This is a genomic window from Streptomyces sp. NBC_01537, assembly GCF_045040445.1.
Lineage (GTDB): Bacteria > Actinomycetota > Actinomycetes > Streptomycetales > Streptomycetaceae > Actinacidiphila.
On record NZ_CP109392.1, the window covers coordinates 4,755,683 to 4,780,094 of the forward strand.

Genomic DNA, 24,412 nt, shown 5'->3' on the forward strand with positions numbered 1-24,412 from the left:
ATGCACACCGTGGCCGTGCTCGCCCTCGACGGCGTCATCCCCGCCGACCTCTCGATCCCCGTCCAGGTCTTCGAGCTCGCCCGCCTGCCCGGCGGCCGCCCCGCCTACGAGGTACGGGTCTGCGCACCCGGGCCGCAGATCGACGCCGGGTCGTTCGCACTGCGCGCCCCGTACGGGCTCGACGCCCTCGCCGACGCGGACACGATCGTCCTGCCCGGCACCGCCGACCCCGCCGGGCCCGTCCCGGAGCAGGTGATCGACGCGCTGTGCAAGGCGGCGGCCGACGGCACCCGGATCGCGTCGATCTGCGTGGGCGCGTTCGTGCTCGCCGCCACGGGCCTGCTCGACGGGCTGCGGGCGACCACGCACTGGCAGGGGACGGCGCTCCTGGCGAGCCTGCACCCGGCGATCGAGGTGGACCCGGATGTGCTGTACGTGGACAACGGCCAGCTCCTGACCTCGGCCGGGGCCGCCGCCGCGTTCGACCTGTGCCTGCACATGATCCGCCGCGACCATGGATCGGCGGTGGCCGCCGACACCGGCCGCGTATGCGTCATGCCGCTCGAACGGGACGGCGGCCAGGCCCAGTTCATCGTCCATGAGCCCCCGGCCGCCGACGGCGGCGCCACCCTGGAACCCCTGCTGCGCTGGATGGCCGCCAACGCCGCCCGCGACCTCACCCTGGCCGACCTCGCCGCCCAGGCCCGGCTCAGCCCGCGCACCCTCAGCCGCCGCTTCCGCGAGCAGACCGGCACCACGCCCCTGCAGTGGCTGCACCACGCCCGCGTACGCCGCGCCCAGCACCTGCTGGAAACCACCGGCCACCCGGTCGAACGGATCGCCCGCGAGGCGGGATTCGGCTCGCCGACCGCCTTCCGGGAGCGCTTCAGGCAGATCGTCGGGACCAGCCCGCAGGCCTACCGCCGGGCCTTCCAGCTCAGCTGAGGGTGTCAGCTGAGCATGATCGAGATGTCGATGTTGCCCCGGGTGGCGTTGGAGTACGGGCACACCTCGTGCGCCGCGTCCACCAAGCGCGCGGCCAGCTCCTGGTCGAGCAGCGGCAGCGAGACGTTGACGGCGACGGCGAGGCCGTAGCCCTTGGCGTCATTGGGGCCGATGCCGACCTTGTACACGATCTTCGTCGGCCGGCGCGCGAGGCGATCGGTTTCGGTGTCGGACATGCCCCACAGATTACCGGCCGGTAGGAACATGGGTGCGATTAGCCTCCCGGTTCCCGCGTCTCTTGACTTCACAAGATCCCGGGATCACATTCCTGACGCATCATCAGATTTCCGCTGACCTGCCGACCCGCCGGGAGTGTGCCGCCATGCCCATAAGAACCCCCTCCCGCCGCGAGGTCGTGCTCACCGGCGCCGCTGCCGCCGCAGGCGCCGGGCTCGCGCTGAGCGGTGGTGCGGCGGCCTCGTACGCCGCCGACCTGCCGCTCATCGGCACGTACGACGTGGTCGTGGTCGGCTCCGGCGCCGCCGGGATGACCGCCGCGCTCACCGCCGCCAAACGCGGGCTGAGCTGCGTCGTCGTCGAGAAGGCGCCCACCTTCGGTGGGTCGGCGGCCCGGTCCGGGGCGGGGATCTGGATCCCGTGCAACGAGGTGATCCTGGCCGCCGGGGTGCCGGACACCCCGGCGAAGGCGGCGGCGTATCTCGCGGCGGTGGTCGGCGCGGACGTCCCCCTGGCTCGGCAGCAGGCCTTCCTGAGCAACGGCCCCGCCATGATCTCCTCCGTCATGGCCAACAGCCCGCTGCGCTTCCGCTGGATGGAGGGGTACAGCGACTACTACCCGGCCCTGACCGGCGGAATGCCCAACGGCCGCTCCATGGAGCCCGACCAGCTCGACGGCAACATCCTCGGCAGCGAGCTGGCCAACCTCAACCCGCCCTACATGGCCGTCCCCGACGGCATGGTGGTCTTCAGCGCCGACTACAAGTGGCTCAACCTCTCCCTCGTCAGCGCCAAGGGCCTCGCCGTCGCCACGGAGTGCCTCGCGCGCGGCACCAAGGCCGCGCTGCTGGGCCAGAAGCCGCTCACCATGGGCCAGTCGCTGGCCGCCGGGCTGCGCGCGGGGCTGCTGTCGGCGGGTGTGCCGGTGTGGCTGAACACCCCGCTGACCGACCTGAACATCGAGTCCGGCTCCGTAACGGGCGTCGTCGTGACGAAGAACGGCTCCGCGGGGCTCGTACGCGCCCGGCGCGGCGTCATCGTCGGCTCCGGCGGCTTCGAGCACAACGCGGCCATGCGCGCCCAGTACCAGCAGCAGCCCATCGGCACCGCCTGGACCGTCGGCGCGAAGGAGAACACCGGCGACGGCATCCAGGCCGGCGCCCGCGCCGGGGCCGCCCTGTCCCTGATGGACGACGCCTGGTGGGGCCCCGCCATCCCCCTCCCGGACCAGCCCTACTTCTGCCTCGCCGAGCGCACCCTCCCCGGCGGCCTGATCGTCAACGCCGCCGCGAAGCGGTTCGTCAACGAGGCGGCCCCGTACAGCGATGTCGTCCACACCATGTACGCCAAGAACCCGACCGACCCCGACATCCCGGCCTGGCTGATCGTCGACCAGAACTACCGCAACCGCTACCTCTTCAAGGACGTCGCCCCCACCCTCGCCTTCCCCGACGCCTGGTACACCTCCGGCGCGGTCCACAAGGCCTGGACCCTGGACCTCCTCGCCGCCGACATCGGCGTCCCGCCCGCCACCCTGCGGGCCACCGTCGCCCGCTTCAACTCCCTCGCCGCCACCGGCACCGACTCCGACCACCACCGCGGCGACAGCGTCTACGACCACTACTACACAGACCCCGCCATCCTCCCCAACTCCTGCCTCGCCCCCCTGTGGCTCGCCCCCTTCTACGCCTTCCGCATCGTCCCCGGCGACCTCGGCACGAAGGGTGGCCTCGCCACCGACGCCCGCGCCCGCGTCCTGCGCCCCGACAGCACGGTCATCCCCGGCCTGTACGCCGCCGGGAACGCCAGCTCGGCCGTCATGGGCCACAGCTACGCGGGGGCCGGATCGACGATCGGCCCCGCGATGACCTTCGGCTACATAGCGGCCAACGACATCGCGAACACGGTCTAGGTGTATTGACCCGCAGGGTTGTTGACGCGGCTGATCGGGGGCTGGCCTTTGAGTGCGGTGTGGCTGCGATGGTGGTTGTAGCTGTGGAGGAAGTCTGTCAGGGCGGCTGTGCGCTGGTCGTTGCTGGTGTAGGGCTGTAGGTAGGCCCATTCGTCGAGCAGGGTGCGGTTGAAGCGTTCGACTTTGCCGTTGGTCTGGGGCCGGTAGGCGCGGGTGAGTTTGCCGGTCGCGTCCAGGTCGGTGAGGGCCTGCTTCCATTGGGTGCTTTTGCGGTAGGACCAGGCGTTGTCGGTCAGCACGCGTTCGATGCGGTGGATGCCGCAGGTGGTGAAGAAGGCGGCGGCCCGGCGGAGGAAGTCGGCGCAGGTGGCGGCTTTCTCGTCGGGGTGGATCTCGCTGTAGGCCAGGCGGGTGTGGTCGTCGACGGCGGAGTGGACGTAGTCGAAGCCGACGCCGGTCTTGGTGGCGCGGGAGGCCTGGCGGCCGAGTGTTTTGTGGCCGCCGCCGTCGGGGATCCGTCCGAGTTTCTTCACGTCCACGTGGATGAGCTCGCCGGGGCGGTCGCGTTCGTAGCGGCGGATGACCTGGCCGGTGGGGCGGTCCAGGAAGGCCAGGCGGTGCAGGCCGTGGCGGGTCAGGATGCGGTGCACGGTCGAGGCGGGCAGGCCCAGGATCGGGCCGATGCGGGCCGGGCCGAGCTTGCGCTCGCGGCGCAGACGGCAGACGTCCTGCTCGGTCGCGGCCGGGGTGCGGTGCGGGGTCGTGCGGGGACTGCTGGGCCGGTCGTGCAGGCCCGGCTCGCCCTCGGCCCGCCACCGGCGGACCCATTTGTGGGCGGTGGCGCGGGAGACACCCATCTCAGCGGCCACGTGGGCGACGGGCCGGCCCGAGGTGACACGCTCGACCAGCAGTCGCCTGCCGTGAACGGTCAGCCGGGCATTACGGTGGGACACGAAGACCTCCGGTGTGGTGCGGTCCTAGACAGCTCCACCACACCGGAGGTCTTCACCTTTGATCAAGCACGACACGTGTCAACAACGCTCGTGATCAATACATCTAGGCCCAGGCCTCCGCGACCGCCGTCGCCTCCCGCCGCCCCTGCGCCAGTCCCGCCTGCGCGGCGGGGGTACGGACCGCCGGGTCCAGCGGGTTCGTGCCGAAGGTCTCCGTAGCCGCCTCGTCCGGGGTGATGACCGCGACCCGGCCGGTGCGGCGCAGGCCGGCGACCTCGGCCTCCAGGGCGGGGTCGGCCAGGGGCGCCAGGACCAGGACGTGGTCGTGGCCGGCCGCGAGGTCGGCGTTGTTGGACGTACGGATGCCGCCGTCTACGTATCTGATCCCGTCGATCGTCACCGGCGGCCAGATGCCGGGCACCGCGCAGCTCGCGGCGACGGCATCCACCAGGCCGACCCCGGAGTGCCGGTCGATCAGCCGCGTACCGCCTGTGCGGGCGTCGACGGCCACCAGGGTCAGGGGCCGCTCGGGCCACTCGTGCCGGGGAAGCCGTCCGGCGATCACCGCGCGCCGGGCCGCCTCGGGCACGGTCGGCGCGGCGAGCGCCAGCCCGCCGAGGCGGCGGCGCAGTTCGACGGGGTCGGGGATCTCGGCGACGAGCTTGGCCCACAGGTCCAGCAGCTCGGCGACCGACGTCCCCGTCGGCGGCAGCTCCTCGTTCTGCAGCGCCGGGTCGGCCTGCCGCGCCAGCAGTTCCGGCAGCGTCAGCCCGCTGCTCAGCTGCGCGGCCACGGCCGCCCCCGCCGAGGTCCCCACGACCCGGTCGGCCGTCGCCGCGACGTCGATCCCTTCCTCCGCGAGCCCTGCCAGCACCCCGGTCTCCCAGGCGATCCCCGCCAGCCCGCCGCCGCCCAGGACGAGTGCCCGCGTCGTCGTCATCCCGTTGCTCCTTCGCATCAAGTCGCGTCAAGTGGTCACCTCTGCCCGCGATTTACGTACGATCGAGCCGCCCGGCGGGTTCCGGGACGGCGACAGCCGAGGCGGTCTTGCCCGGGATGAAAATCCGACGAACACTCCTATATATGCCGGTGGTTGCGCTCATAGGAACGCTGGACACCAAGGGTGTGGAGTACGGCTGGCTGCGCGAGCGCCTGTTACGCACGGGCGTGGACGTGCTGGTCATCGACGCCGGGGTCGCCGGGGAGCCCCGGATCCTGGCCGACATCACGCGCGCCGAGGTCGCGAGGGCGGCGGGGGCCGACCTGGGCCGCTTACGGGCGGACGCGGACCGGGGCGCATCGGTGACGGAGATGGCGAAGGGCGCGGAGGAGATCGCCCGGCGGCTGCACCGGCAGGGGCGGCTGCACGGGGTGCTGGCGCTGGGCGGGAGCGGGGGGACCTCGATCGCGACGCGGGCGATGCGGGGGCTGCCGCTGGGAGTGCCGAAGCTGATGGTGTCGTCGATGGCGGCGGGCGATGTGGGGCCGTTCGTGGGGACGGCGGACATCGCGATGATGTACAGCGTCGTGGACATCGCGGGGGTGAACCGGATCTCCGCCCCGATCCTGGCCAACGCGGCCGACGCGATCGCCGGAATGGCCAAGGGGTACGCGGCGGCGGCTCCCGCGCCCCCCGGCGGACGGCCGCTGGTCGCCGCCACCATGGCCGGGGTCACCACCCCCGGCGTGGACGCCGCCCGTGAGCGGCTCACCGAACTCGGCTACGAGGTGCTGGTGTTCCACACCGTCGGCCCGGGCGGCCGGACCCTGGAGGCGCTGGCCGGGCAGGGACTGCTCGCCGGGGTGCTGGATCTGACGCTGAGCGAGCTCGCGGACGACCTGGTGGGCGGCCACTTCGGGGCGGGGCCGGACCGGCTGCGTACGGCGGGCCGCGAGGGGGTGCCGCAGGTGGTCAGCCCGGGGGCACTGGACATGGTGAAGTTCGGGCCGCTGGCGTCCTTGCCGGAGCGGTTCAGGGCCCGGCATGTCCACGTACACAATGCGGCGGTCACGGTCATCCGCACCAACGCCTCCGAGTGCGCGCAGCTCGGCCGCGGCATCGCCGCCAAGCTGCGCGCCGCGACCGGCCCGACGGCGCTGTGCCTGCCGCTGCGCGGGCTGTCGTCGCTGGGTGCGGCCGGCGGCGTCTACCACGACCCGGTAGTGGACGGAACGCTGTTCACGGCCTTGCGGGAGGGGCTGCGAGGAAGCGCCGTCGAACTGCTGGAGTTCGACACGCACATCAACGACCCGGCCTTCGGGCGGGCTGCCGCCGACCGATTGCACACGATGATCAGCGCTTGATCAGGGCTTCAGGAGCTCACAGTCGCGGGTGAGATATCCGGGAAGATGCTGGTGCAGGTCGCCGACCTGTGAACCACCGGCCCCCGTGTCACGGCCCTTCTGCCGGAGGGGCATGTCACGGGGCCGGCGGCATTCCAGGTCCCCGTGGTGTGCGATGTGCGCGGCGGGCACCGCCGGAGCGCAGGCCGCGTACATCGCCGTCTCGACGATCTCCTCGTTGTCCATCGTGGCGTCGGCCAGACTGCCGCAGCACAGCGCGAGCAGCAGCCCGCCCGCGAGCAGCGGGAGCGGCAGCCGCCGCTGCCTCGGCGGAGCCGCGAGCAGAGCCTTGACCCGGCGGGGGACGGCGCCGCCGGTGGCGGCCAGGGAGCGGTGGGGAGCGCCGGACGCGGCCAGGGCCGCGCGGGCCACGGCGCGGGCGACGACCGAGCGGTCGCCGACGCGGTCGGCGGCCTCCTCGTCGGCCCAGCGCTCCAGGACGTAGCAGCCGGATCCGGCCAGCGGCCGCAGCATCGGGTTGGCGGCGGCGGACAGCCGCCAGACGGCCTGGAAGAGGTGATGCCGGCCGCGCAGATGGGCCCGCTCGTGCGCGAGCAGCGCCTCGCGTTCCCGGCCGTCGAGGCAGCTCAGCATGCCGCGCGACACCACGATCCGCCCGGGTCGGCGAAGCCCCCCGGGCAGCGCGAAGGCCTCCGGCGAGGCGTCGTCCAGGACCGCGAGTTCACCGTCGCCGGGCAGCCGTGCGCACTCCCGCCGGACCCGCAGCACGGCCCGGACCTGCCGTACGCAGGAGACGGCGAGCCCCGTACAGGCCGCGAGCAGCCCGGCCACCCCGGCCACGCCCACGAAGAGCCGCACCGGCTCGACCGCGCTCAGCACCGCGACGGACCACGCACCCTCCTCCGCGATCTCCGGTATCCGGGCGAAGGCGGTGAACGCCAGCAGCGCCAGCGCGCCCAGCCAGCCGGCCGTCGTCACCAGCGCGGCGCAGACCAGCGCCCAGGCCGCCCGGCGCGGCGGCAGCCGGTGCGCGAGCCGGGGCCCGAGCACGGCCAGCACGGCGCTGACCGCGAAGGGCACGTAGACACTGATCCGCACGGCCGCCGCCCGCCCCGCCTACCGGCCGTCGCCCAGCAGCTCGTGCAGCAGCCGCTCGTCCTCGGCGGACAGCTCGGAGACGAACTTCGACAGCACGGCGGCTCGGTCCGAGCCCCCGTCGAGCAGGTCGCGCATCCGCTCGGCGGTGTGCGCGGCCTCGTCCCGCGCGGGCTCGTAGGCGTAACCGCGGCCCGCCCGCTGCCGCATGACCATGCCCTTGTCGAACAGCCGGGACAGGATCGTCAGCACGGTGGTGTACGCGAGGTCGTCGCCCGGCAGCCGCTCGCCGACCTGGGCGGCGGTCAGCGGCCCGTCCGCCGCCCACAGCGTGGCCAGTACACCGCTCTCCAGCTCTCCGGGGGCCCGTCTGTGGCCCATGGACGCCACCGCCTTCTGTCGTTCATCGCGCCGCCTGCCCGGCGACGCCCAAATCTACCGCCTGTAGGAAAACGTGACCGGAGCAACAGACGGTCCTACCTACTACACGTTGTAGAGTATCCCCCGCCCGCACGGCATCCCGCCTCCGTAACGCGGCGCGCTCCTCGACGTCCGGAGGCTGAACAGCTGTGACGATTCCCCCTGCCCGCGCCGGCCGCGTCGTGATCATCTCCGCGAGCGTCGGAGCCGGCCACGACGGCGCCGCCGCCGAACTCACCGCCCGCCTACGCGCCGCCGGCCACCCCGTCGACCGGCACGACCTGCTCGACCTCTTCCCCGCCCGGCTCGGCCCGCTGGTCAGCGGCAGCTACCACCGGCTGCTGACCCTCGCTCCGTGGGCATACCAGCGCATGTACGCGAGCACCGAGCGCCGCCGCACCGCGAGCCCGGCCGTACGGGCCCTGCTGCGCAGCGCCGAGGAACGCACCCTGCGCGTCCTCCCGCCTGACACCCGCGCCGTCGTCTCCACCTATCCCGGAGCCAGCCAGGTCCTCGGCGCCCTCCGGCTCTCCGGGCGCCTGCACGTCCCCGTCCTGACCTACCTCACCGACTTCTCCGTCCACCCCTTCTGGGTCGCCCCCGGTGTCGACCTCCACCTCGCCGCCCACCCCATCCCCGCCGCCGAGGCCCGCGCCCACGGCGCCGCCCACGCCATCGCCTCCGGCCCCGTCGCCGGCCCCCGCTTCACCCCCGCCGCCCCCGGCCGGCGCCAGGCCGCCCGCACCCGCTTCGGCCTCCCGCCGCACGCCCCGCTCGCCCTGCTCGTCGCCGGGTCCTGGGGCGTCGGCCCGGTCCAGCAGGTGGCCGCCGAGATCCGCGACAGCGGCGTCGCCGTCCCCGTCGTCGTCTGCGGCCGCAACGAGACCCTCGCCGCCCGCCTCCGCGCCGCCGGCATCGACCACACCCACGGCTGGGTCGACGACATGCCCGGCCTCATGCACGCCTGCGACCTCCTCGTCCAGAACGCCGGCGGCCTCACCTCCCTCGAGGCCTTCGCCGCCGGCCTGCCCGTGGCCAGCTACCGCTGCATACCGGGGCACGGCCGGACCAACGCCGCCGCCCTCCACGCCGCCGGCCTCGCCACCTGGATCCGGGACCCCGCCGACCTCAAGCCGGTCCTCACCGACCTGCTCGAAGGCCCCCTGGGCCAGGCCCAACGCGAAACAGCCCTCGCCCTCCTCGCGGAGGACCCGCACAACGGCCCCGTGGCCCAGATCCGCCGCGCCTGCCACAGCTCCGCCCCGCAGCCCACGACGGCGCTCCGCCCCCGCCGGGCCCCTGCCCTGCGCAGACTCGCCGTCACCACCACTTTGGCCGCCACGCTCTGGGCGACAGCCGTCGGCACCGGGCTGGCCACCACCCACCACGACGAATCCGCCACGCGCCCGCAGCCGCCAACGGACGGCAGGGGGTGGGGCGGGGTTGGTCCGTACGGACACTAAAGCGACGCAGACGGCCCAGTTCCGAGCGAGCGAGGAACGGGGTCGGCGAGGATAGCCGTCCGCTAGGGCCAATCCCGCCCCGCCCCCGACTCACGCACCCAACAGAGCGCGCCCCGCGCCTACAAGGACCCGCCCATGACCATGAACCGCCTCACGTACGCCGCCATCGGCGCCGCCGCCACCGCAGTCGCGGCCGCCGCCTACGCCGCCCCCGTCGTCTCCACCCTTGGCCCGCTCCGCAACCGCTTCATGCCCCGCCTCGCCGGACAGGGACATCCAAGCCACATCGCCCTGACCTTCGACGACGGCCCGGATCCCCTCTCAACCCCCTTCTTCCTGCGCGCACTCGAGAACCGCCGCGTCCACGCCACCTTCTTCCTCCTCGGCCACGCCGCCCACCGCACGCCCACCCTCGTCAGGGAAATCGCCGCCGCAGGCCACGAGATCGCGATCCACGGCTGGCTGCACCGCCCGCTCCTCCTGCGCGGCCCCCGCGCCACGTACGACGACCTGGCCCGCGCCCGCGACACCGTCGCCGACATCACAGGCCGGCCGCCGGCCCTCTTCCGGCCGCCGTACGGCGTGATGAGCACCGCCGCGCACTTCTCCGCCGCTCGCCTGGACCTCACCCCCGTCCTGTGGACCGCGTGGGGCGAGGACTGGACCGCCAGGGCAACCCCGGAGTCGGTCCACCGCACCGTCACCGCCGACCTGCGCGGCGGCGGCACCGTGCTGCTCCACGACTCCGACTGCACCTCCGCCCCCGGGGCATGGCGCTCCGCGCTCGGCGCACTGCCGCGCATCCTGGACTTCTGCGAGGAGCGCAATCTGAACGTCGGCCCCCTGCGCGAGCACGGAGCGTCGATTTCGGCGAGAACAGCCCATTGACCACCCCGAATGGAGTGGCTGATTCCGTAACCCCTCCTATACCCGCCTGTGATACTGGCCCCCCGACAGCCCGACCAGCTGCACGAATACCACGTTCCAGGGGGAACAAGGGTGACCACGAGGGCCACGAGGGCCACTAGGGCCAGCAGGAAAAGAGCGAAGTCGATACCGGTGCCGCGAGCGACGGCGGTTGTCACGGCGGGGGCAACCATGGCACTGGCGCTGGTCGTGGCGGCCGTGGGCTCGAGCGGGGACAGCGGGGGCACGGCGTCGGCCGCCGCAGCCGCGTCGGCGAGCACCAAGGCATCGCAGGAGGCGACGCCGAAAGAAACCGGCAAGACCAGGGTCTTAGGCGACGGCTCGACCTCCGACACCGGTACGCAGCCGGACCGGCCGAAGGCCGAGAAGCTCAAGCCGGGCGAGAAGCCCCCGCAGTTCGTGGTGTTCTCCTGGGACGGCGCGCTGGAGGGCGACGACCACCTGTTCTCCCACTTCCGCGAGGTGGCCAAGGAGAACAACGCCCACATGACCTTCTTCCTCACCAGCATGTATCTGCTGCCCAAGTCCAAGCGGAAGCTCTACAAGCCGCCGATGCACAGCGCGGGCAGCGCCGCCATCTCCTTCGCCACCGACCAGCACATCAAGGACACCCTCGCCCAGCTCGCCGCGGCCTGGGAGGACGGCGACGAGATCGGCACCCACTTCAACGGCCACTTCTGCGACGCCAAGGGCGGCGGCGACTGGTCGGTCGCACAGTGGAAGAGCGAGATCGAGCAGGCGTACTCCTTCGTCGAGAACTGGAAGACCAACACCGGCTGGAACGACATCGACCCGCTGCCCTTCGACTTCGCGAAGACGCTGACCGGCGGCCGCGCGCCCTGCCTCGAAGGCCAGAAGAACCTCCTCAAGGCGGCGAAGTCCTTCGGCTGGCGCTACGACGCGAGCTCCCCCGGCGAGTTCCAGATCTGGCCGTCCAAGACCGCCGAGGGCATCTGGAACTTCCCGCTGGAGCTGATCCCCTTTGCCGGCAAGGACTTCCAGGTCGTCTCCATGGACTTCAACCTGCTCGCCAACCAGGGCGACGGCGGCACCGACGGCAACCCGCTGATGTACGGGACCTGGGAGAAGGAGGCCCGCGACACCTACCTCAACGGCTTCGAGCGGGTCTACAACGGCAGCCGGGCGCCGCTCTTCATCGGAAACCACTTCGAGGAGTGGAACGGCGGCATCTACATGCAGGCCGTCGAGGACGTGATGAAGAGCGTCTGCAAGCGCGACGGCGTGCGCTGCGTGTCCTTCGAGGAGATGGCCGACTGGATGGACGCGCAGGACCCCGCCGTGCTGGCGAAGCTGCGCCTGCTGGACCCGGCGCAGTCCCCGGACTGGAAGACCTACATCAAGAAGTAGTTCAGGAGACCGCTCAGGACACCGCCTTCACATAGTCGGTCCAGATCTGCGCCGGGTAGTCCGTCATCACGGCCTTGCGCAGCGGCAGCAGCTCCTGCTTCGCGGGGTCGACGCGGAAGACGGCCACGGCCGTGGACACCTTCGTGCCCGTCGTGCCGTACCCCGCGAACCAGCCCGCCGTCCGGTCTTCCGTCGTCCCGGGCTTGGCCGCCAGGCCCTTCGGGGCGGTGTGCCCTGCGCCGTAGGACACCGAGGCCTGGAGCGCGTCGGTCACGTCGGACGCGACCGAGCTGCTGATCGCGCGCTGCTGGGCGGCCTGCTGTGCGAAGGCGGTCCCGCCGTGTTTGGTCACCCGGGTCACGGAGTAGGGCTCGGTCTTCACGCCGCCGGCCGCCAGGGTGGCGTAGGCGTCGGCCATCCGGATCGGGCTGGGCGTGGAGTTGCCGAGGGAGAAGGCCGGGACGCGGGCGCCGAGGCTCTCGTCCAGCAGCCCGGAGGCGGTGGCGGTGGCGGCCACCTTGTCGAGGCCGACGTCCATGCCGAGCTGGATGAAGGGCGTGTTGACGGACTGTGCCAGGGCCTGGCGCAGGGTGATCGTGCCCCAGTCGCGGCCGTTGTCGTTGTGGCCGGTCGCGATCTTTCCGTCACGGCCCCAGTACAGGCCTTCGGGCGTCGTGACCTGGAGGTCGTCGTTGCCGTCGTAGGTCGTGGACGGGGTGACGGCGGTGCGGCGTTCGCCGCGGACTTTCTGGATACCGTCGGTGAGCGCGGCCGCGTAGACGAAGGGGGTGAAGGAGGTACCGGCCGGCACGATCGAGGAGTTGGCGTCGTTGAACCCCTGCTTGAGGTAGTCCCGGCCGCCGTAGAGGGCGACGATCCGGCCGTCGGTGGCCACGGAGGCGGCGCCGGCCCGCAGATGGCTGTCGGCGGAGCTCTTCTTGGCCTTGGCGGCGGCGTCGGCCTTGGCCAGCGCCTTGTTGGCGGCCTTGGCGAGCGCGGTGACCTTGGGCTTCTCGAAGGTGGTGTGCACCTGGTAGCCGCCGAGCGCGAACTCGGCGTCGCCGATGCCGGTGTGGGCGGTGATGTACGCCTTGGCCGTCTCCACCAGATAGCCGGTCTGGCCCTCCAGGCCTTCGATCTTCGGCGGGTCCTGCGGCTCGGGGAACTTGGTGTACTTGGCGCGCTGCTTCGCCGTCAGCTTGCCGGTGTCGACCATCCGGTCCAGGATCCAGCTCCACCGCTCCACCGCCCGCGCGTGGTTGGCCTTGCTGACGGCCGGGTCGTAGAGCCCGGCGCCCTTGAGCAGCGCGGCGAGGAAGGCGGCCTGGCTGACGTCGAGTTCGGTGACGTCCTTGCCGTAGTACGCCTGGGCCCCGGCCTGGAAGCCGTAGCCGCCACGGCCGAGCCAGCTGGTGTTGAGATAGGCCTGCAGGATTTCCTTCTTGGTCATCCTGTCGTCGAGCTTCATCGCGATGAATATCTCGGTGACCTTGCGGGAGACGGTCTGCTCCTGGTTGAGGTACGCGTTCTTCACGTACTGCTGGGTGATGGTCGAGCCGCCGCCCGCGTCACCCATCCCCAGCACGGCCCGGCTGATGCCCTTCAGCGACACCCCGGAGTCCGTCCAGAAGCTCTCGTTCTCCGCCGCCACGACGGCGTCCTGCACCGGCACCGGCACCTTCGACAGGGGCATCTCCTGCCGGTTGACCTGCCCGGTCCTGGCCATCTCGGCGCCGTCGGCCCAGTAGTAGACGTTGTCCTGCTGGGTCGCGAAGGAGTTCAGGTCCCTGGGTATGTCCGTGGTGGCGTACGCGACCCCCACCACCGCCGTCAGCGCGGCCAAGGCGAACAGCCCCAGCGCCAGTAACTGGCGCCACGACAGCACCCAGCGCCGCCAGCCCTCACGGGCCGGGCGCGGGTACTCCCAGCGCAGACGGCGCGCGTACGGCGCGACCCGGGCCCATGCCCGTCCGGCGGATAACGCAGCGGATAAGGAGAGCGTGGTCAGCGCCTTCCTCAGCCGCCCCGGCCGCTTCCGCGCATGCCGGTGCTTGCTCATACCGCACTAGCCCCCAAGCCACAGTCCGCCCCGTCGTCTCCACGATTCCCCCGTAGAACGTATATCTCATTGTTATGAGCGGCGCCCCACCGGCATCGGCTCGCGGTGACCGGATCCGTACACCTGGGCGCGTTACGCTGCGCTCGTGTCTTCCGAGCGTCGCAACCGTGCCCTGCGCGCGCTGAGGAGTTCAGCGAAGCGCCGTAACCGCCGCGCCGCCGCCGAGCCGCCGCCCCCGGCGCCCTCGGTGGTGCCGGATCCTGCGAGCGAGGAGAACAACGCGCCGCCGGGCAGCGTCATCGACGCCGCCCTGTACCGGGACGGGCGGCGGGTGAGCACCCCGTCGACCCTCGCGGAGGCGTACACCCAGCTGCGCCAGGAACCCGGCGCGATGGCCTGGATCGGGCTCTACCGGCCCAACGAGCCCGAGCTGGTGTCCCTGGCGAAGGAATTCGACCTCCACCCCCTCGCTCTGGAGGACGCGATCCAGGCCCATCAGCGGCCCAAGCTGGAGCGCTACGGCGAGACGCTCTTCGTCGTCCTGCGCGCCGCCCGCTATCTCGACGCCCCCGAGGAAGTGGACTTCGCCGAGCTGCACATCTTCGTCGGCCCCGGCTTCGTCCTCACCGTCCGGCACGGCAAGTCCCCCGACCTGTCCGCCGTCCGCCGCCGCATGGAAAGCACCCCCGAGCTGCTGAAACTCGGCCCGGAGGCAGTGCTCTACGCGATACTGGACACGGTCGTCGACGGCTACGCCCCGGTCGTGGCCGGCGTCGAGAACGACATCGACGAGAGCGAGATCCAGGTCTTCAGCGGGGACCCCCAGGTCTCCCGCCGGATCTACGAGCTCTCCCAGGAGGTCCTGGAATTCCAGCGCGCGACCCGTCCCCTGGCCCCGATGCTCGAAGGGCTGACGGCCGGCTTCGCGAAATACGGCACCGACGAGGAGCTGCAGCGCTACCTGCGCGACGTCGCCGACCACGTGCTGCACACCATCGAGCGCGTCGACGGCTTCCGGCTCCAGCTCTCCGACATGCTCACGGTCAACGCCACGCTCGTCGCCCAGCAGCAGAACGCGGAGATGAAGGCCCTCACCGAGGCGAGCTTCGAGCAGAACGAGGAGATCAAGCGCATCTCCTCCTGGGCCGCCATCCTCTTCGCCCCGACCCTGGTCGGGACGATCTACGGAATGAACTTCGTCCACATGCCCGAGCTCGGGTGGGTCTTCGGCTATCCCTTCGCGATCTTCCTCATGGCGGTCGTCTGCGGCAGCCTCTATCTCATCTTCAAAAGACGCGGCTGGCTCTGATTCTCAACGCCGCCCTCGCGGGCGCTGCGCTTGCTTCGGACGGCTGCGCCGGCCTCCGGCCGTCGGGCCGGGGAGCCGCCGGACCAGGTATCCGGGGAGCCGGAAACGACAGCGGGCCGACGGCCCAGGGGGTTTGACCGTCGGCCCTGCTGTGCGGGTCAGCCGCGCGGGATCAGCCGCCGATGGGGCGGTGTACGACCTTCTTGTGCTTCTTCTTCGCGACCGGCTTCGGCGGCACGACCTTCTTCTTGGCGACCGGGGTCAGGATTTTCAGGCTCATGATGTTCCCCTTTCCAAGGGCTTCGTTCGGCTTGACGTGGAAAACACTACGCACCGAACTTGAGATGCCCGTGAAGCCGAAGTGAGACTTCTTCTCACTCCTTTTCTGGAACCGGAGTTGAACCGTCTGCGTCCTGATGGCCACTCAACTCCTCGCGTGCCTGCGCTGCTTGCGGCGGCCACCGCCGCGCCGGGCGGCGTACGCACCCACTCCGACCAGGCCCAACAGGCAGAACAGGGCGGCCCGCCAGGGCGGCGTGCCGGTGCTCGCGGTCGGGACGGCGGTGTCGGTGACGACGGTGCCGGAGGACGAGGGAGAGGCCGCGCGGGCGGTTGCCGTGGCCAGGGACTTCTTCTTCGCGGCGCCCGCGATCAGGGCGATGTCATTGCCGTCGCCCGCGGTGTAGCTGATGTGGTACTGCTTTCCGGCCACCGTGACGTTCTTGTTCTGAGGAAGGCCTTCGAAGACCCCGCTGACCTTGTCCTTTCCGGAATTCTTTATGAGTGTCAGCACTTTCTCCGGCTCAAGGTCGAATTCCACCGCCCCGCCGAGCGCGACCTTCCCGCTCACCGTCAGCGGCTTCGAGCCGAGCCGCAGCGTGGTGTCCTTGCCCACGCTCAGCGCCTTCAGCGTGCGCGCCCGCGCCCGGCGCATGTCCAGCACCGCACCGGACCCGGTGAGCCGCACGCCGCTACTGCTGCCCAGGCTCGCCCCGGAGCCCAGCGACAGCATGCCCTTGGCGACCGTGGTCGTGCCCGTCCAGCTCACCGAGCCGCTGAGCGTCACGGGCGCGGTGCCCGCCTGGGTGAAGGAGCCGGTGCCGCTGACGCGGTTCAGCGTCAGGGCCTTGGTCCGGTTCCGTACGACGAGCGAGCCGTTGTCGACAACCTTGTACAGGCCGCCCCGGTAGAGGCTGCCGTCGCCGCCGGCCTTTCCGCTGCCCAGGTGGAGGGTGGCCCGCTTCTCGATGGTGGTCGAGCCGTCGTAGTACTGGGCGGCGGCGAAGGTGACGTCATTGCCGGCGACGCCCTTGATGACGATGTCCCCGGCGCCCGGCGCGGCCAGCGTGTCGTGGTACTTGCCGCCGCCGATCGGCGCGCCCAGCGTGACGGGGGCGTTGTAGGCGAAGGTGAGCTTCGAGCGGCGCCCGCTGGCCACGTGGAGGTTGATGTAGACGGTCTCGGCGGTGCCGGGCATGAAGATCTGGTGGGTGGTGCCGTCGCCCCACTGGACGTCGGCGCCCTCGATGTTGGTGCCGCGCTTGTTGAGCTGGTGGGCGACCGGCTTCCAGTTGAGGGAGGGGGTGCTCAGGGTCGGATTCGTGTCGCTGCCGCCGTCGCTCCAGCTGTAGTAGCCGGTGAGGACCACCCTGCTGCCGGGCCGGGTGTGGACGTTGATGTCGCTGCCGTACTGGCGGTTGTAGAAGACCTGCCGCTGCGTGATCGTCTGGTACAGCGGCTCGTCGATGATCCACGAGCCCTGGTTGAGGACCTTGCGGGCGCCAGGCAGCGCCGCCCAGGCGTTGGTGTTGCCGAACGCCACACCCGTGCCGTTGTCGAAGACGCCCGTGAAGGGGTTGCTGCCGGCGATCTGCAGCGTCCCCCACATGTTGCGCGGCTGCGTCACCAGGCCGGATCCGCTGATGATGCCCAGGTTGAAGGCGCGGGTCAGCGACAGCCGCAGGGTGCCGTCGACCCGGATGTTGTCCTGGTTCTGCGCATAGCCCGGGGTGTTGTACGGGAAGCTCCCGATCAGCCCGGTGCCGCCGCCCGTGCCGTACTGGAGGGTCGCCCCGCGCTCGACGGTGATGGCCGGCGCGTCCGGGTTGCTGATGACGGCGTACGGGTGGTTGCCGCCCGGCACCGTCACGCTCTGGTGCTGCCGGGCCCTGGGCAGCGTGAAGGTGCTGTCCTTGGTGAGGATCAGCGTGCCCGTCCCCCGCACGGTCAGGGTGCCGGTGCCGCTGATGACCCCGGTGTACGTGGTGGTGCCGGCCGGCACCTTCACCACGGCGTCCCCGGCGAGGGCCACATCGCGGTTGGCCCGGATGTCGGCCGTGATGTCCCCGCCGGACGCCGCCCGGGCGGTGGCGGGCAGGGCCAGATCGGTCAGGGCGAGCGTCGCCAGGGCTGCCGCTGCCGCGATAACGCGTACTCGTACTCTTGCCGTCACGCCACAGGAGACGTACGGCGGCGCCCTCCGATAACGGAAATCCCCGAGGATTCCCTGAGGAGATTCAGAGTCTCGGGTGCGCCGGCATGTGCGTGACGTCCTCGATCTCGTGCGCGGCCTTGCCGACCAGCTGCCGGGCCAGGTCGTTGAGGGCGCGCGCGGCCGCCAGCTCCTCGCCGACCCGCTCCTGCTCGGGGTCGTGCGGGTGCCGGTTCGCGTGCCCGTGGGACCTCAGCTCGGTGCCGTCGGGAAGGCGCAGCATTGCGGCGGCCTTGGTCCTGGCGCCGTCCTCCCGGAAGTCCATCTCGATGTGCCAGCCCACGAGGGTCTGCATGGCGACCACCTCCAGTGGTTCCGCTTCCAGAGTGCTCCCGCGAGTGCCCCGGCCGCGACCCGATGGCGGATCGGACCGCGGAGGAACACGATGGAGAGACAAGTGGCCACGCGTAATTCCGGGAGGCCCACCATGACCACCAACACCACCGCTCTGGACATCATGCACACGGGCGCCCTGTGCGTCGGGGAACGGGAGTCCCTGGCGGACGCGGCGCGGATCATGCGGCAGGAGCATGTCGGCGCGCTGCCGATCTGCGGTGACGACGATGTGCTGATCGGCATCATCACGGACCGGGACATCGTGCTGAAGTGCGTCGCGGAGGGCCGGGACCCGGAGACGATGACGGCGGGCGAGCTGGCGCAGGGCCGGCCGCTGCTCGTCGAGGCCGAGGACGACATCGACGACGTCCTGCGGCTGATGGAGGAGCACCAGATCCGCAGGCTGCCGGTGATCAGCCACCCCGAGCACCGGCTGGTCGGGATGATCAGCGAGGCCGATGTGGCCCGGCACCTGTCGGACGAGCGGATCGCGGAGCTGGTGACGGCGGTCTGCGCCGAGCCGCAGCCCGCGTAAGGAATTAGGGCCTGTCTTGTGGATCGTAGCCGGCCAGCGCCTCCTCCACGGTCGGCACCGGCCGGAAGACCGCCGACAGTCCGGTGGCGCGCAGGATCCGCAGCGTCATCGGGTGGACGCAGACCAGGTGCACCCGCCCGCCGTGCCCGAGCACCCGGCGGCGTACGCGGCAGAGCATGGCGAGTCCGGAGCAGTCCATGAAGTCGATGGGCCCGAGGTCTATGACGACATCGGGGCCCGGGCGGTCGGTGAGGGTGTCCAGGTCCGGCGTGATGGCGGCGGCGGCCTCCACGTCGATCTCGCCGCTCAGCTCCACCACAAGGCACCCGTGCCTCTGATAGGTGCGCATGTACCGGGTCATCCCGTGGATGAGATCACCGGAAGGGGGCGCGAGGACAGTCTGTCAAGCACCTCTTCACTCGATCGAGTGAAGAGGTGCATAGAGGCCTCGCCGATGGGGAGCGCGGGTGAAGGAGCGGGGTGAGGGGCAAGTCTGGCAAGGCGGAGGAGGGAGGCGCAGCGGAGCTGCGGCGACCGACGACAACGCCGCCAGGCGCCGCCCATCGCCCCGCGACGCCGCGCGCCCCATCGGCGCGGCCTCTCTGATCACTCAGAACGGAAAGCGGCTCCGGCCGTGCTGGATGGAGATCCACTTGGTGGTGGTGAACACCTCGACCGCGGACTCGCCGTTCAGCCGGCCCATGCCGGACTGCTTCTCGCCGCCGAAGGCGATGATCGGCTCGTCGTTGATCGTGGTGTCGTTGACATGGATCATGCCGGTCTCGATGCGCTGGGCGATCCGTACGCCCCGCTCCACATCCGCGGTGTGCACCGCCCCGCTCAGCCCGAAGGGGGTGTCGTTGGCGATCGTCACGGCCTCGTCCTCGCCGTCGAAGGGCACGATCAGCACGACGGGACCGAAGAGCTCCATGCGCAGCACCGGCGAGTCCGCCGACAGCCCGGTCAGGATCGTGGGGGAGACCAGCGTGCCGTCCGCCGTGCCGCGCAGCAGGACCTCGGCGCCGTCGGCGATGGCCTGGTCGATCTGGGCGGTGATGGCATCGGCCTGGGTCTGGTCGATGAGCGGGCCGATCTGCGTGTCCTCGTCCGACGGGTCCCCGACCCGCAGGGCGGCGACCCGGGCGACGAAGCGCTCGGTGAACTCGGCCTCGACCGCACGGTCGACGAGCACCCGGTTCGCCGCCATGCACACCTGCCCCTGGTCGGCGAAGCGGCTGAAGACGGTGGCGTCCACCGCGTAGTCCAGGTCGGCGTCGGCCATGACGATGAGGGCGCTGTTGCCGCCCAGCTCCAGCACCGTGCGCTTGAAGTGGCCCGCCGCCACCGAGGCGACATGCCGGCCGACGGTGTCCGAGCCGGTGAAGGTGATGACCCGGGGCACCGGGTGCTCGATGAAGGCGTCGTGGATCTCGGCGATGTCGGTGACCAGCACATTCAGCAGACCGGCGGGCAGCCCGGACTCCTCGAAGATCCTGGCGATCAGCGTGCCGCCGGCGATCGGGGTGTTCTCGTGCGGCTTGAGCACCACCGCGTTGCCGAGCGCCAGCGCGGGCGCCACCGACTTCAGTGCCAGGTAGAACGGGAAGTTGAAGGGGCTGATGACCCCGACCACACCGACCGGTATCCGGTAGAGCCGGTTCTCCTTGCCCTCCTTGGGCGAGGGCAGGATCCGCCCCTCGACCCGCAGTGCGATCTGCGCGGCCTCCCGCAGCATGTCCCTGACGAGCCCGATCTCGAACGCCGCCCGCTGCCGCGTACCGCCGATCTCCGCGACGATGAGCTCGGTGATCTCCCGCTCGTGGTCCTCCACGGCGCGCAGCGCCTGCTCCAGGACCAGCCGCCGCTGGTACGGGCCGACCGCCGCCCACTGCCGCTGGGCCCGCTCGGCCGCCCGGTAGGCGCGGTCCACCTCGGCCACCGTCGCCACCGTGATGGAGGCGATCTTGTCCCCGCTGTAGGGGTTGAAGTCGACGATGTCCCAGGATCCGCCGCCCGGCAGCCACTGCCCGTCGATGTACTGGCAGGCAAGACCGGACAGGTCTGTGAAGTCTATGAAATCGGCCATCGCATCCCTTTCGCGAACCCCCCGGGTACAGCACGCGAGTTGACTCTCAGTCATGCTACGCGCGCTGCGTCCGATCAGGTGTCACGCAGGATATTCCGTAGCCGTTCCACAGTCTTGGCGGGAGTCAGACTGTCGGAACACAGCTTCTCCATAGCCTTTCCGTACTGGGCGGTTTCCTCCCGTTTGTCGATATACATCGCGCCGGTGAGCTGCTCGACATATACGACATCGCCGATATCGGGCTCCGGAAAGCTCAGCATCGTGAAGGGGTATCCGCCCGCGGCCGGATACCCTGTGAACTCCAGCGGCAGCACATGCAGCGTCACATTGGGCCGCTCACTGATCTCCAGCAGGTATTCCAGCTGTGCCCGCATCCCCCTGGGCCCGGCGATCCGGCGACGCATCGCCACCTCGTCCACGACGGCCAGAATGCGCGGCGCCCGCTCCGAGACGAGCAGCTTCTGGCGCTCCCGGCGCATCTCGACCCGGCGCTCGATCTCCTCCGTGGTGCCCGCGGGGTGACCGAGTGAACAAATCGCTCGCGTGTACTCCTCGGTCTGCAGCAGACCGGGGATGAACTGCACGTCGAAGATGCGGATGACGGAGGCCGACTCCTCCAGCCCGATGTACGTCTGGAACCATTGCGGCAGCACGTCGCCGTACCCGTGCCACCAGCCGGCGATATTGGCCTCGCGGACCAGTCCGAGCAACGCGTCGCGCTCGTAGGGGTCGTTGATACCGTAGAGAGTCAGCAGGTCAGCGACATCGCGCTCCTTGAAGCTGACCCTCCCCAACTCCATCCGGCTGATCTTGGATTCGGACGCGCGGATGGAATAGCCCGCGGCCTCACGGGTGATGGCCTTGGCCTCCCGCAGCCTCCGCAGCTGCGAACCCAGGAGGATACGGCGGACCATGGACCCGCTGCCGCTGCCGCTGCCGCCGCTCCCGCTCCCCGGCTGATCTGTCACCATTCACGCCCACCTTCTCCCCGTGGCTCCAGCAGTCTGCCACTTAAAGGCTGCGTTGAGTACTTGAACGGTCACCCTCGATCGACACAACGTCCTCACGTGCATCGAGTCTTGCAAATGCACGTGCATCCACCCTTGCATCGCGCCTGCGCGATCGGAGACTATGACCTACGTGCTGATATCGGGTGGTGCACATGTGGTCTGAGGGCGCGACAGTGTCGAAGCCGTTATGGAACGGGCTGGTCCCCGAGCGGTTGTCGTCGTCGAGCGCCACCTCCTGCGCGCTCCCGCCCCGCTTCGAAGCCGTAAGGGACGCACGGCGGTTCACCCGCACCACCCTGCACCACTGGGGCCTGGAGGGCATCCTCGACGGCGTCGAGCTGGTCGCCTCCGAACTCGTCACCAACGCGCTGCGCTACGGCGTACCGGACATGGCGCCGAACCTGCCGCCGGAGGCCCCCGCCGAGGCCCCCGTGCGTCTCAGTCTTGTCAGATGGTCCACGCGCGTGGTCTGCGCCGTGCGGGACCCCAGCAGCCACGGCCCGATTACCAGGATGGCCGACTACGTCGCCGAATCAGGCCGCGGACTGCACCTCGTGGAATCCTTCAGTGAAACCTGGGGATGGCACCCCATAGGCGGTGCCGGGAAGGTCGTCTGGGCGCTTTTCCGACTACCGGAGAAAACGCCGGAGAGCGACCGACCGTAACTTTTCGTCACGTCCGGCCTCACATCAGGTGGTCGAACTCCCCGTCCTTCACACCGAGGATGAGCGACTCGATCTCGGCCCGCGTGTATACCAGCGCAGGCCCGTCCGGGAAGCGTGAATTCCGTACCGCGACATCACCGTCGGGCAATGCGGCCAGTTCCACGCAAGTGCCGTTTGCGTTGCTGTGCCTGCTCTTCTGCCAGACGGCGTCCTGGAGCTCGGATGCCGCGATGCCGTTATACGTGTGGCGCATATGACTCTCCAGTGAGGAGTGAACTGCCGTACCAGATGGGGCAGATGATAGCCACGAAAGAAAACCTGTGCATCTGCACGTGCAAGTGCACGTGCAGTTACCGAGAGTGATAACCTGTGAAAAAGCTGGAAGCGTTTGCACGCGTGCCCGCATATGAGACGCGTACACCTCAAGAACGGTTCACTGGACGCGGATTCTCCCGTCGGCGAGCGGAAAGTGCGGAGCGTCACACTTCCCGGGTCCGATACGATATTGACCGTCCGTAGAGGAAATCCTCACCCACAGTAACGACTTGGGAGCAGCCGGCAATGGCTCGACACCTCATCACCAGCGCCCTTCCGTACATCAACGGGATCAAGCACCTGGGCAACATGGTGGGGTCCATGCTCCCGGCCGACGTCTACTCCCGTTACCTGCGCCAGCGCGGCCACGAGGTCCTCTACATCTGCGCCACCGACGAGCACGGCACCCCCGCCGAGCTCGCCGCCAAGGAGGCCGGGCTGCCGGTCGCCGAGTTCTGCGCCCAGCAGCACGACGCCCAGAAGGCGATCTACGACGGCTTCGCGCTGGCCTTCGACCACTTCGGCCGCAGCTCCTCCCCGCAGAACTTCGAGATCACCCAGACCATCGCGCGCGAGCTGAAGGCCAACGGCTTCATCGAGGAGCGCTCGATCCGCCAGGTCTTCTCCCTGGACGACGACCGCTTTCTCCCCGACCGCTACATCGTCGGCACCTGCCCGCACTGCGGCTACGACAAGGCCCGCGGCGACCAGTGCGAGAACTGCACCCGCGTCCTGGACCCGACCGACCTGATCGACCCGCGCTCGGCCATCAGCGGCAGCAGCCGCCTGGAGGTCCGCGAGACCAAGCACCTCTTCCTCCTCCAGTCCAAGCTGGCCGACGAGGTCGAGGCCTGGGTCGACGAGCACGGCAAGGACTGGCCGGTGCTGGCGTCGTCGATCGCCCGCAAGTGGCTCAGCGAAGGCCTGCACGACCGCGCCATCACCCGCGACCTCGACTGGGGCGTCCCCGTCCCGGCCGACACCTGGCCCGAGCTGGCGGCCGAGGGCAAGGTCTTCTACGTATGGTTCGACGCCCCCATCGAGTACATCGGCTCGACAAAGGAGTGGGCGGACCTCCATCCGGCCAACCGCGACTGGAAGTCCTGGTGGTACGACGTCGACACCGACGTCCGCTACACGGAGTTCATGGCCAAGGACAACGTCCCCTTCCACACGGTGATGTTCCCGGCGACCCTGCTGGGCACCCGCGACAAGTGGAAGAAGGTCGACTACGTCAAGGCCTTCAACTGGCTGAACTACTACGGCGGCAAGTTCTCCACCTCGCAGCGCCGCGGCATCTTCACCGACGCCGCCCTGGAGATCCTCCCCGCCGACTACTGGCGCTACTTCCTCATCGCCAACGCCCCCGAGTCCGACGACACCTCCTTCACCTGGGAGCTCTTCGCCTCCTCGGTCAACAAGGACCTCGCCGACACCCTCGGCAACTTCGTCAACCGCGTCCTGTCCTTCTCCCGCAAGCGCTTCGGCGACGACGTCCCGGCCGGCAGCGCCCCCGGCGACGCCGAGGCCAGGCTCGGCGAGCAGATCGCCGAACTGCTCACCGAGTACGAGGGCCACATGGAGGCCCTCCAGTTCCGCAAGGCCGCCCAGGCCCTGCGCGCCCTGTGGAGCGCCGGCAACTCCTACCTGGAGGAGAAGGCCCCCTGGCTGGAGATCAAGACCGACCCCGACGGCGCCGCCCTGACCCTGCGCACCGCGATGAACCTCATCCACCTCTACGCGGTCGTCTCCGAGCCCTTCATCCCGGCCACGGCCGCCGCGATGCGCGGCGCCTTCGCCCTGCCCGGCGACACCGCCGCCTGGGTCGGCCCCGACGAGGCCCGCGCCCTCGCCTCGGTCCCGGCCGGGACCCCCTTCACCGTCCCGCCGGTCCTCTTCGCCAAGATCACCGAGGACGACCTCGACTCCTACCGCGAGCGCTTCGGCGGCGACCCCGACCAGTAATCCGATGACCAAGATCT

At 70.4% G+C, this 24,412-nt stretch carries 21 protein-coding genes and 1 pseudogene; 10 read left to right on the forward strand and 12 right to left on the reverse strand.

The features are described 5' to 3' along the window. Positions 1-945 carry a GlxA family transcriptional regulator gene (locus OG607_RS21890; RefSeq protein WP_405725943.1) on the forward strand — a complete coding sequence of 315 codons (945 nt, stop codon included), beginning with the start codon at positions 1-3 and terminating at the stop codon, positions 943-945. Positions 946-950: 5 nt separating this feature from the next. On the opposite strand, the pseudogene OG607_RS21895 reads toward OG607_RS21890, so the two are convergent. Then, a pseudogene (locus tag OG607_RS21895) lies at positions 951-1,136 on the reverse strand (organic hydroperoxide resistance protein); the annotation flags it as partial. A 191-nt stretch (positions 1,137-1,327) separates the two neighbouring features. On the opposite strand from OG607_RS21895, the gene kstD reads away from it, so the two are divergent. Next, a complete protein-coding gene (gene kstD, locus OG607_RS21900) occupies positions 1,328-3,094 on the forward strand; it encodes a 3-oxosteroid 1-dehydrogenase (protein ID WP_405725946.1) in 1,767 nt (588 codons plus the stop codon). On the opposite strand, the gene OG607_RS21905 is transcribed toward kstD, so the two are convergent. Together OG607_RS21905 and OG607_RS21910 are read right to left on the reverse strand one after the other, a co-directional pair. Next, positions 3,091-4,047, reverse strand: a complete 957-nt coding sequence (locus OG607_RS21905; protein ID WP_405723995.1) for an IS481 family transposase — start codon at positions 4,045-4,047, stop codon at positions 3,091-3,093. The genes kstD and OG607_RS21905 overlap by 4 nt on opposite strands. Positions 4,048-4,150: 103 nt before the next feature. After that, positions 4,151-4,987, reverse strand: coding sequence for a patatin-like phospholipase family protein (locus OG607_RS21910; RefSeq protein WP_405725949.1), 837 nt, complete (start codon positions 4,985-4,987; stop codon positions 4,151-4,153). Between the two features lie 143 nt (positions 4,988-5,130). On the opposite strand from OG607_RS21910, the gene OG607_RS21915 reads away from it, so the two are divergent. Then, positions 5,131-6,351, forward strand: a complete 1,221-nt coding sequence (locus OG607_RS21915; protein ID WP_405725952.1) for a Tm-1-like ATP-binding domain-containing protein — start codon at positions 5,131-5,133, stop codon at positions 6,349-6,351. Here OG607_RS21915 and OG607_RS21920 read toward each other — a convergent pair whose 3' ends face one another. Then, complete coding sequence (locus OG607_RS21920) at positions 6,352-7,449, reverse strand: M48 family metalloprotease (RefSeq protein WP_405725955.1); 1,098 nt, start codon at positions 7,447-7,449, stop codon at positions 6,352-6,354. Between the two features lie 18 nt (positions 7,450-7,467). Next, positions 7,468-7,827 carry a BlaI/MecI/CopY family transcriptional regulator gene (locus tag OG607_RS21925; RefSeq protein WP_405725958.1) on the reverse strand — a complete coding sequence of 120 codons (360 nt, stop codon included), beginning with the start codon at positions 7,825-7,827 and terminating at the stop codon, positions 7,468-7,470. Positions 7,828-8,015: 188 nt separating this feature from the next. On the opposite strand from OG607_RS21925, the gene OG607_RS21930 reads away from it, so the two are divergent. The 3 genes from OG607_RS21930 to OG607_RS21940 all read left to right on the forward strand — a co-directional run bounded on the left by OG607_RS21930 (position 8,016) and on the right by OG607_RS21940 (position 11,624). Then, complete coding sequence (locus tag OG607_RS21930; RefSeq protein ID WP_405725961.1) at positions 8,016-9,329, forward strand: MGDG synthase family glycosyltransferase; 1,314 nt, start codon at positions 8,016-8,018, stop codon at positions 9,327-9,329. Positions 9,330-9,464: 135 nt separating this feature from the next. Next, positions 9,465-10,217, forward strand: a complete 753-nt coding sequence (locus tag OG607_RS21935) for a polysaccharide deacetylase family protein (protein WP_405725964.1) — start codon at positions 9,465-9,467, stop codon at positions 10,215-10,217. 210 nt (positions 10,218-10,427) lie between these two features. Continuing rightward, on the forward strand, positions 10,428-11,624 hold the full coding sequence (locus OG607_RS21940; RefSeq protein WP_405725967.1) for a hypothetical protein: 1,197 nt from the start codon (positions 10,428-10,430) through the stop codon (positions 11,622-11,624). Positions 11,625-11,637: 13 nt separating this feature from the next. Here OG607_RS21940 and OG607_RS21945 read toward each other — a convergent pair whose 3' ends face one another. Further along, positions 11,638-13,683 (reverse strand): transglycosylase domain-containing protein, encoded by a 2,046-nt coding sequence (locus OG607_RS21945; RefSeq protein ID WP_405725970.1) that lies wholly within the window; start codon positions 13,681-13,683, stop codon positions 11,638-11,640. Positions 13,684-13,828: 145 nt separating this feature from the next. Here OG607_RS21945 and OG607_RS21950 point away from each other — a divergent pair, with 145 nt between their 5' ends. After that, entirely contained in the window at positions 13,829-14,992 is a 1,164-nt protein-coding gene (locus tag OG607_RS21950) for a magnesium and cobalt transport protein CorA (RefSeq protein ID WP_405725973.1), read from the forward strand. A 424-nt stretch (positions 14,993-15,416) separates the two neighbouring features. Here OG607_RS21950 and OG607_RS21955 read toward each other — a convergent pair whose 3' ends face one another. Next, the gene (locus OG607_RS21955; protein WP_405725976.1) at positions 15,417-17,444 is read right to left on the reverse strand and encodes an autotransporter; all 2,028 of its coding nucleotides are present in this window, start codon (positions 17,442-17,444) and stop codon (positions 15,417-15,419) included. Between the two features lie 64 nt (positions 17,445-17,508). Beyond that, positions 17,509-17,778, reverse strand: coding sequence for a DUF1876 domain-containing protein (locus OG607_RS21960; RefSeq protein ID WP_405725979.1), 270 nt, complete (start codon positions 17,776-17,778; stop codon positions 17,509-17,511). Positions 17,779-17,910: 132 nt separating this feature from the next. Between OG607_RS21960 and OG607_RS21965 the strand changes: the two genes are divergently transcribed. Then, a complete protein-coding gene (locus tag OG607_RS21965) occupies positions 17,911-18,354 on the forward strand; it encodes a CBS domain-containing protein (RefSeq protein WP_405725982.1) in 444 nt (147 codons plus the stop codon). A 4-nt stretch (positions 18,355-18,358) separates the two neighbouring features. Here OG607_RS21965 and OG607_RS21970 read toward each other — a convergent pair whose 3' ends face one another. The 3 genes from OG607_RS21970 to OG607_RS21980 all read right to left on the reverse strand — a co-directional run bounded on the left by OG607_RS21970 (position 18,359) and on the right by OG607_RS21980 (position 21,411). After that, a complete protein-coding gene (locus OG607_RS21970; protein WP_405725985.1) occupies positions 18,359-18,703 on the reverse strand; it encodes an anti-sigma factor antagonist in 345 nt (114 codons plus the stop codon). 261 nt (positions 18,704-18,964) lie between these two features. After that, complete coding sequence (locus tag OG607_RS21975; protein WP_405725987.1) at positions 18,965-20,440, reverse strand: aldehyde dehydrogenase family protein; 1,476 nt, start codon at positions 20,438-20,440, stop codon at positions 18,965-18,967. Positions 20,441-20,514: 74 nt separating this feature from the next. Next, positions 20,515-21,411, reverse strand: a complete 897-nt coding sequence (locus OG607_RS21980; RefSeq protein ID WP_405725989.1) for a helix-turn-helix domain-containing protein — start codon at positions 21,409-21,411, stop codon at positions 20,515-20,517. Between the two features lie 191 nt (positions 21,412-21,602). On the opposite strand from OG607_RS21980, the gene OG607_RS21985 reads away from it, so the two are divergent. Continuing rightward, positions 21,603-22,115, forward strand: coding sequence for an ATP-binding protein (locus OG607_RS21985; protein ID WP_405725992.1), 513 nt, complete (start codon positions 21,603-21,605; stop codon positions 22,113-22,115). A 19-nt stretch (positions 22,116-22,134) separates the two neighbouring features. Here OG607_RS21985 and OG607_RS21990 read toward each other — a convergent pair whose 3' ends face one another. Next, the gene (locus OG607_RS21990; RefSeq protein WP_329315262.1) at positions 22,135-22,368 is read right to left on the reverse strand and encodes a DUF397 domain-containing protein; all 234 of its coding nucleotides are present in this window, start codon (positions 22,366-22,368) and stop codon (positions 22,135-22,137) included. Positions 22,369-22,676: 308 nt separating this feature from the next. Here OG607_RS21990 and metG point away from each other — a divergent pair, with 308 nt between their 5' ends. After that, positions 22,677-24,395, forward strand: a complete 1,719-nt coding sequence (metG, locus tag OG607_RS21995) for a methionine--tRNA ligase (protein ID WP_405725996.1) — start codon at positions 22,677-22,679, stop codon at positions 24,393-24,395. Positions 24,396-24,412 lie beyond the last annotated feature (17 nt).

Excerpts from the sequence above, each read along its gene's own strand:
- metG (WP_405725996.1), top strand. The coding sequence starts at position 22,677 with ATGGCTCGACACCTCATCACCAGCGCCCTTCCGTACATCAACGGGATC.
- OG607_RS21965 (WP_405725982.1), top strand. The coding sequence starts at position 17,911 with ATGACCACCAACACCACCGCTCTGGACATCATGCACACGGGCGCCCTG.
- OG607_RS21985 (WP_405725992.1), top strand. The coding sequence starts at position 21,603 with ATGTGGTCTGAGGGCGCGACAGTGTCGAAGCCGTTATGGAACGGGCTG.
- OG607_RS21980 (WP_405725989.1), bottom strand. The coding sequence starts at position 21,411 with ATGGTGACAGATCAGCCGGGGAGCGGGAGCGGCGGCAGCGGCAGCGGC.
- OG607_RS21940 (WP_405725967.1), top strand. The coding sequence starts at position 10,428 with ATGGCACTGGCGCTGGTCGTGGCGGCCGTGGGCTCGAGCGGGGACAGC.
- OG607_RS21935 (WP_405725964.1), top strand. The coding sequence starts at position 9,465 with ATGACCATGAACCGCCTCACGTACGCCGCCATCGGCGCCGCCGCCACC.
- OG607_RS21975 (WP_405725987.1), bottom strand. The coding sequence starts at position 20,440 with ATGGCCGATTTCATAGACTTCACAGACCTGTCCGGTCTTGCCTGCCAG.
- kstD (WP_405725946.1), top strand. The coding sequence starts at position 1,328 with ATGCCCATAAGAACCCCCTCCCGCCGCGAGGTCGTGCTCACCGGCGCC.
- OG607_RS21915 (WP_405725952.1), top strand. The coding sequence starts at position 5,131 with ATGCCGGTGGTTGCGCTCATAGGAACGCTGGACACCAAGGGTGTGGAG.
- OG607_RS21945 (WP_405725970.1), bottom strand. The coding sequence starts at position 13,683 with ATGAGCAAGCACCGGCATGCGCGGAAGCGGCCGGGGCGGCTGAGGAAG.
- OG607_RS21910 (WP_405725949.1), bottom strand. The coding sequence starts at position 4,987 with ATGACGACGACGCGGGCACTCGTCCTGGGCGGCGGCGGGCTGGCGGGG.
- OG607_RS21890 (WP_405725943.1), top strand. The coding sequence starts at position 1 with ATGCACACCGTGGCCGTGCTCGCCCTCGACGGCGTCATCCCCGCCGAC.
- OG607_RS21960 (WP_405725979.1), bottom strand. The coding sequence starts at position 17,778 with ATGCAGACCCTCGTGGGCTGGCACATCGAGATGGACTTCCGGGAGGAC.
- OG607_RS21925 (WP_405725958.1), bottom strand. The coding sequence starts at position 7,827 with ATGGGCCACAGACGGGCCCCCGGAGAGCTGGAGAGCGGTGTACTGGCC.
- OG607_RS21990 (WP_329315262.1), bottom strand. The coding sequence starts at position 22,368 with ATGCGCCACACGTATAACGGCATCGCGGCATCCGAGCTCCAGGACGCC.
- OG607_RS21970 (WP_405725985.1), bottom strand. The coding sequence starts at position 18,703 with ATGCGCACCTATCAGAGGCACGGGTGCCTTGTGGTGGAGCTGAGCGGC.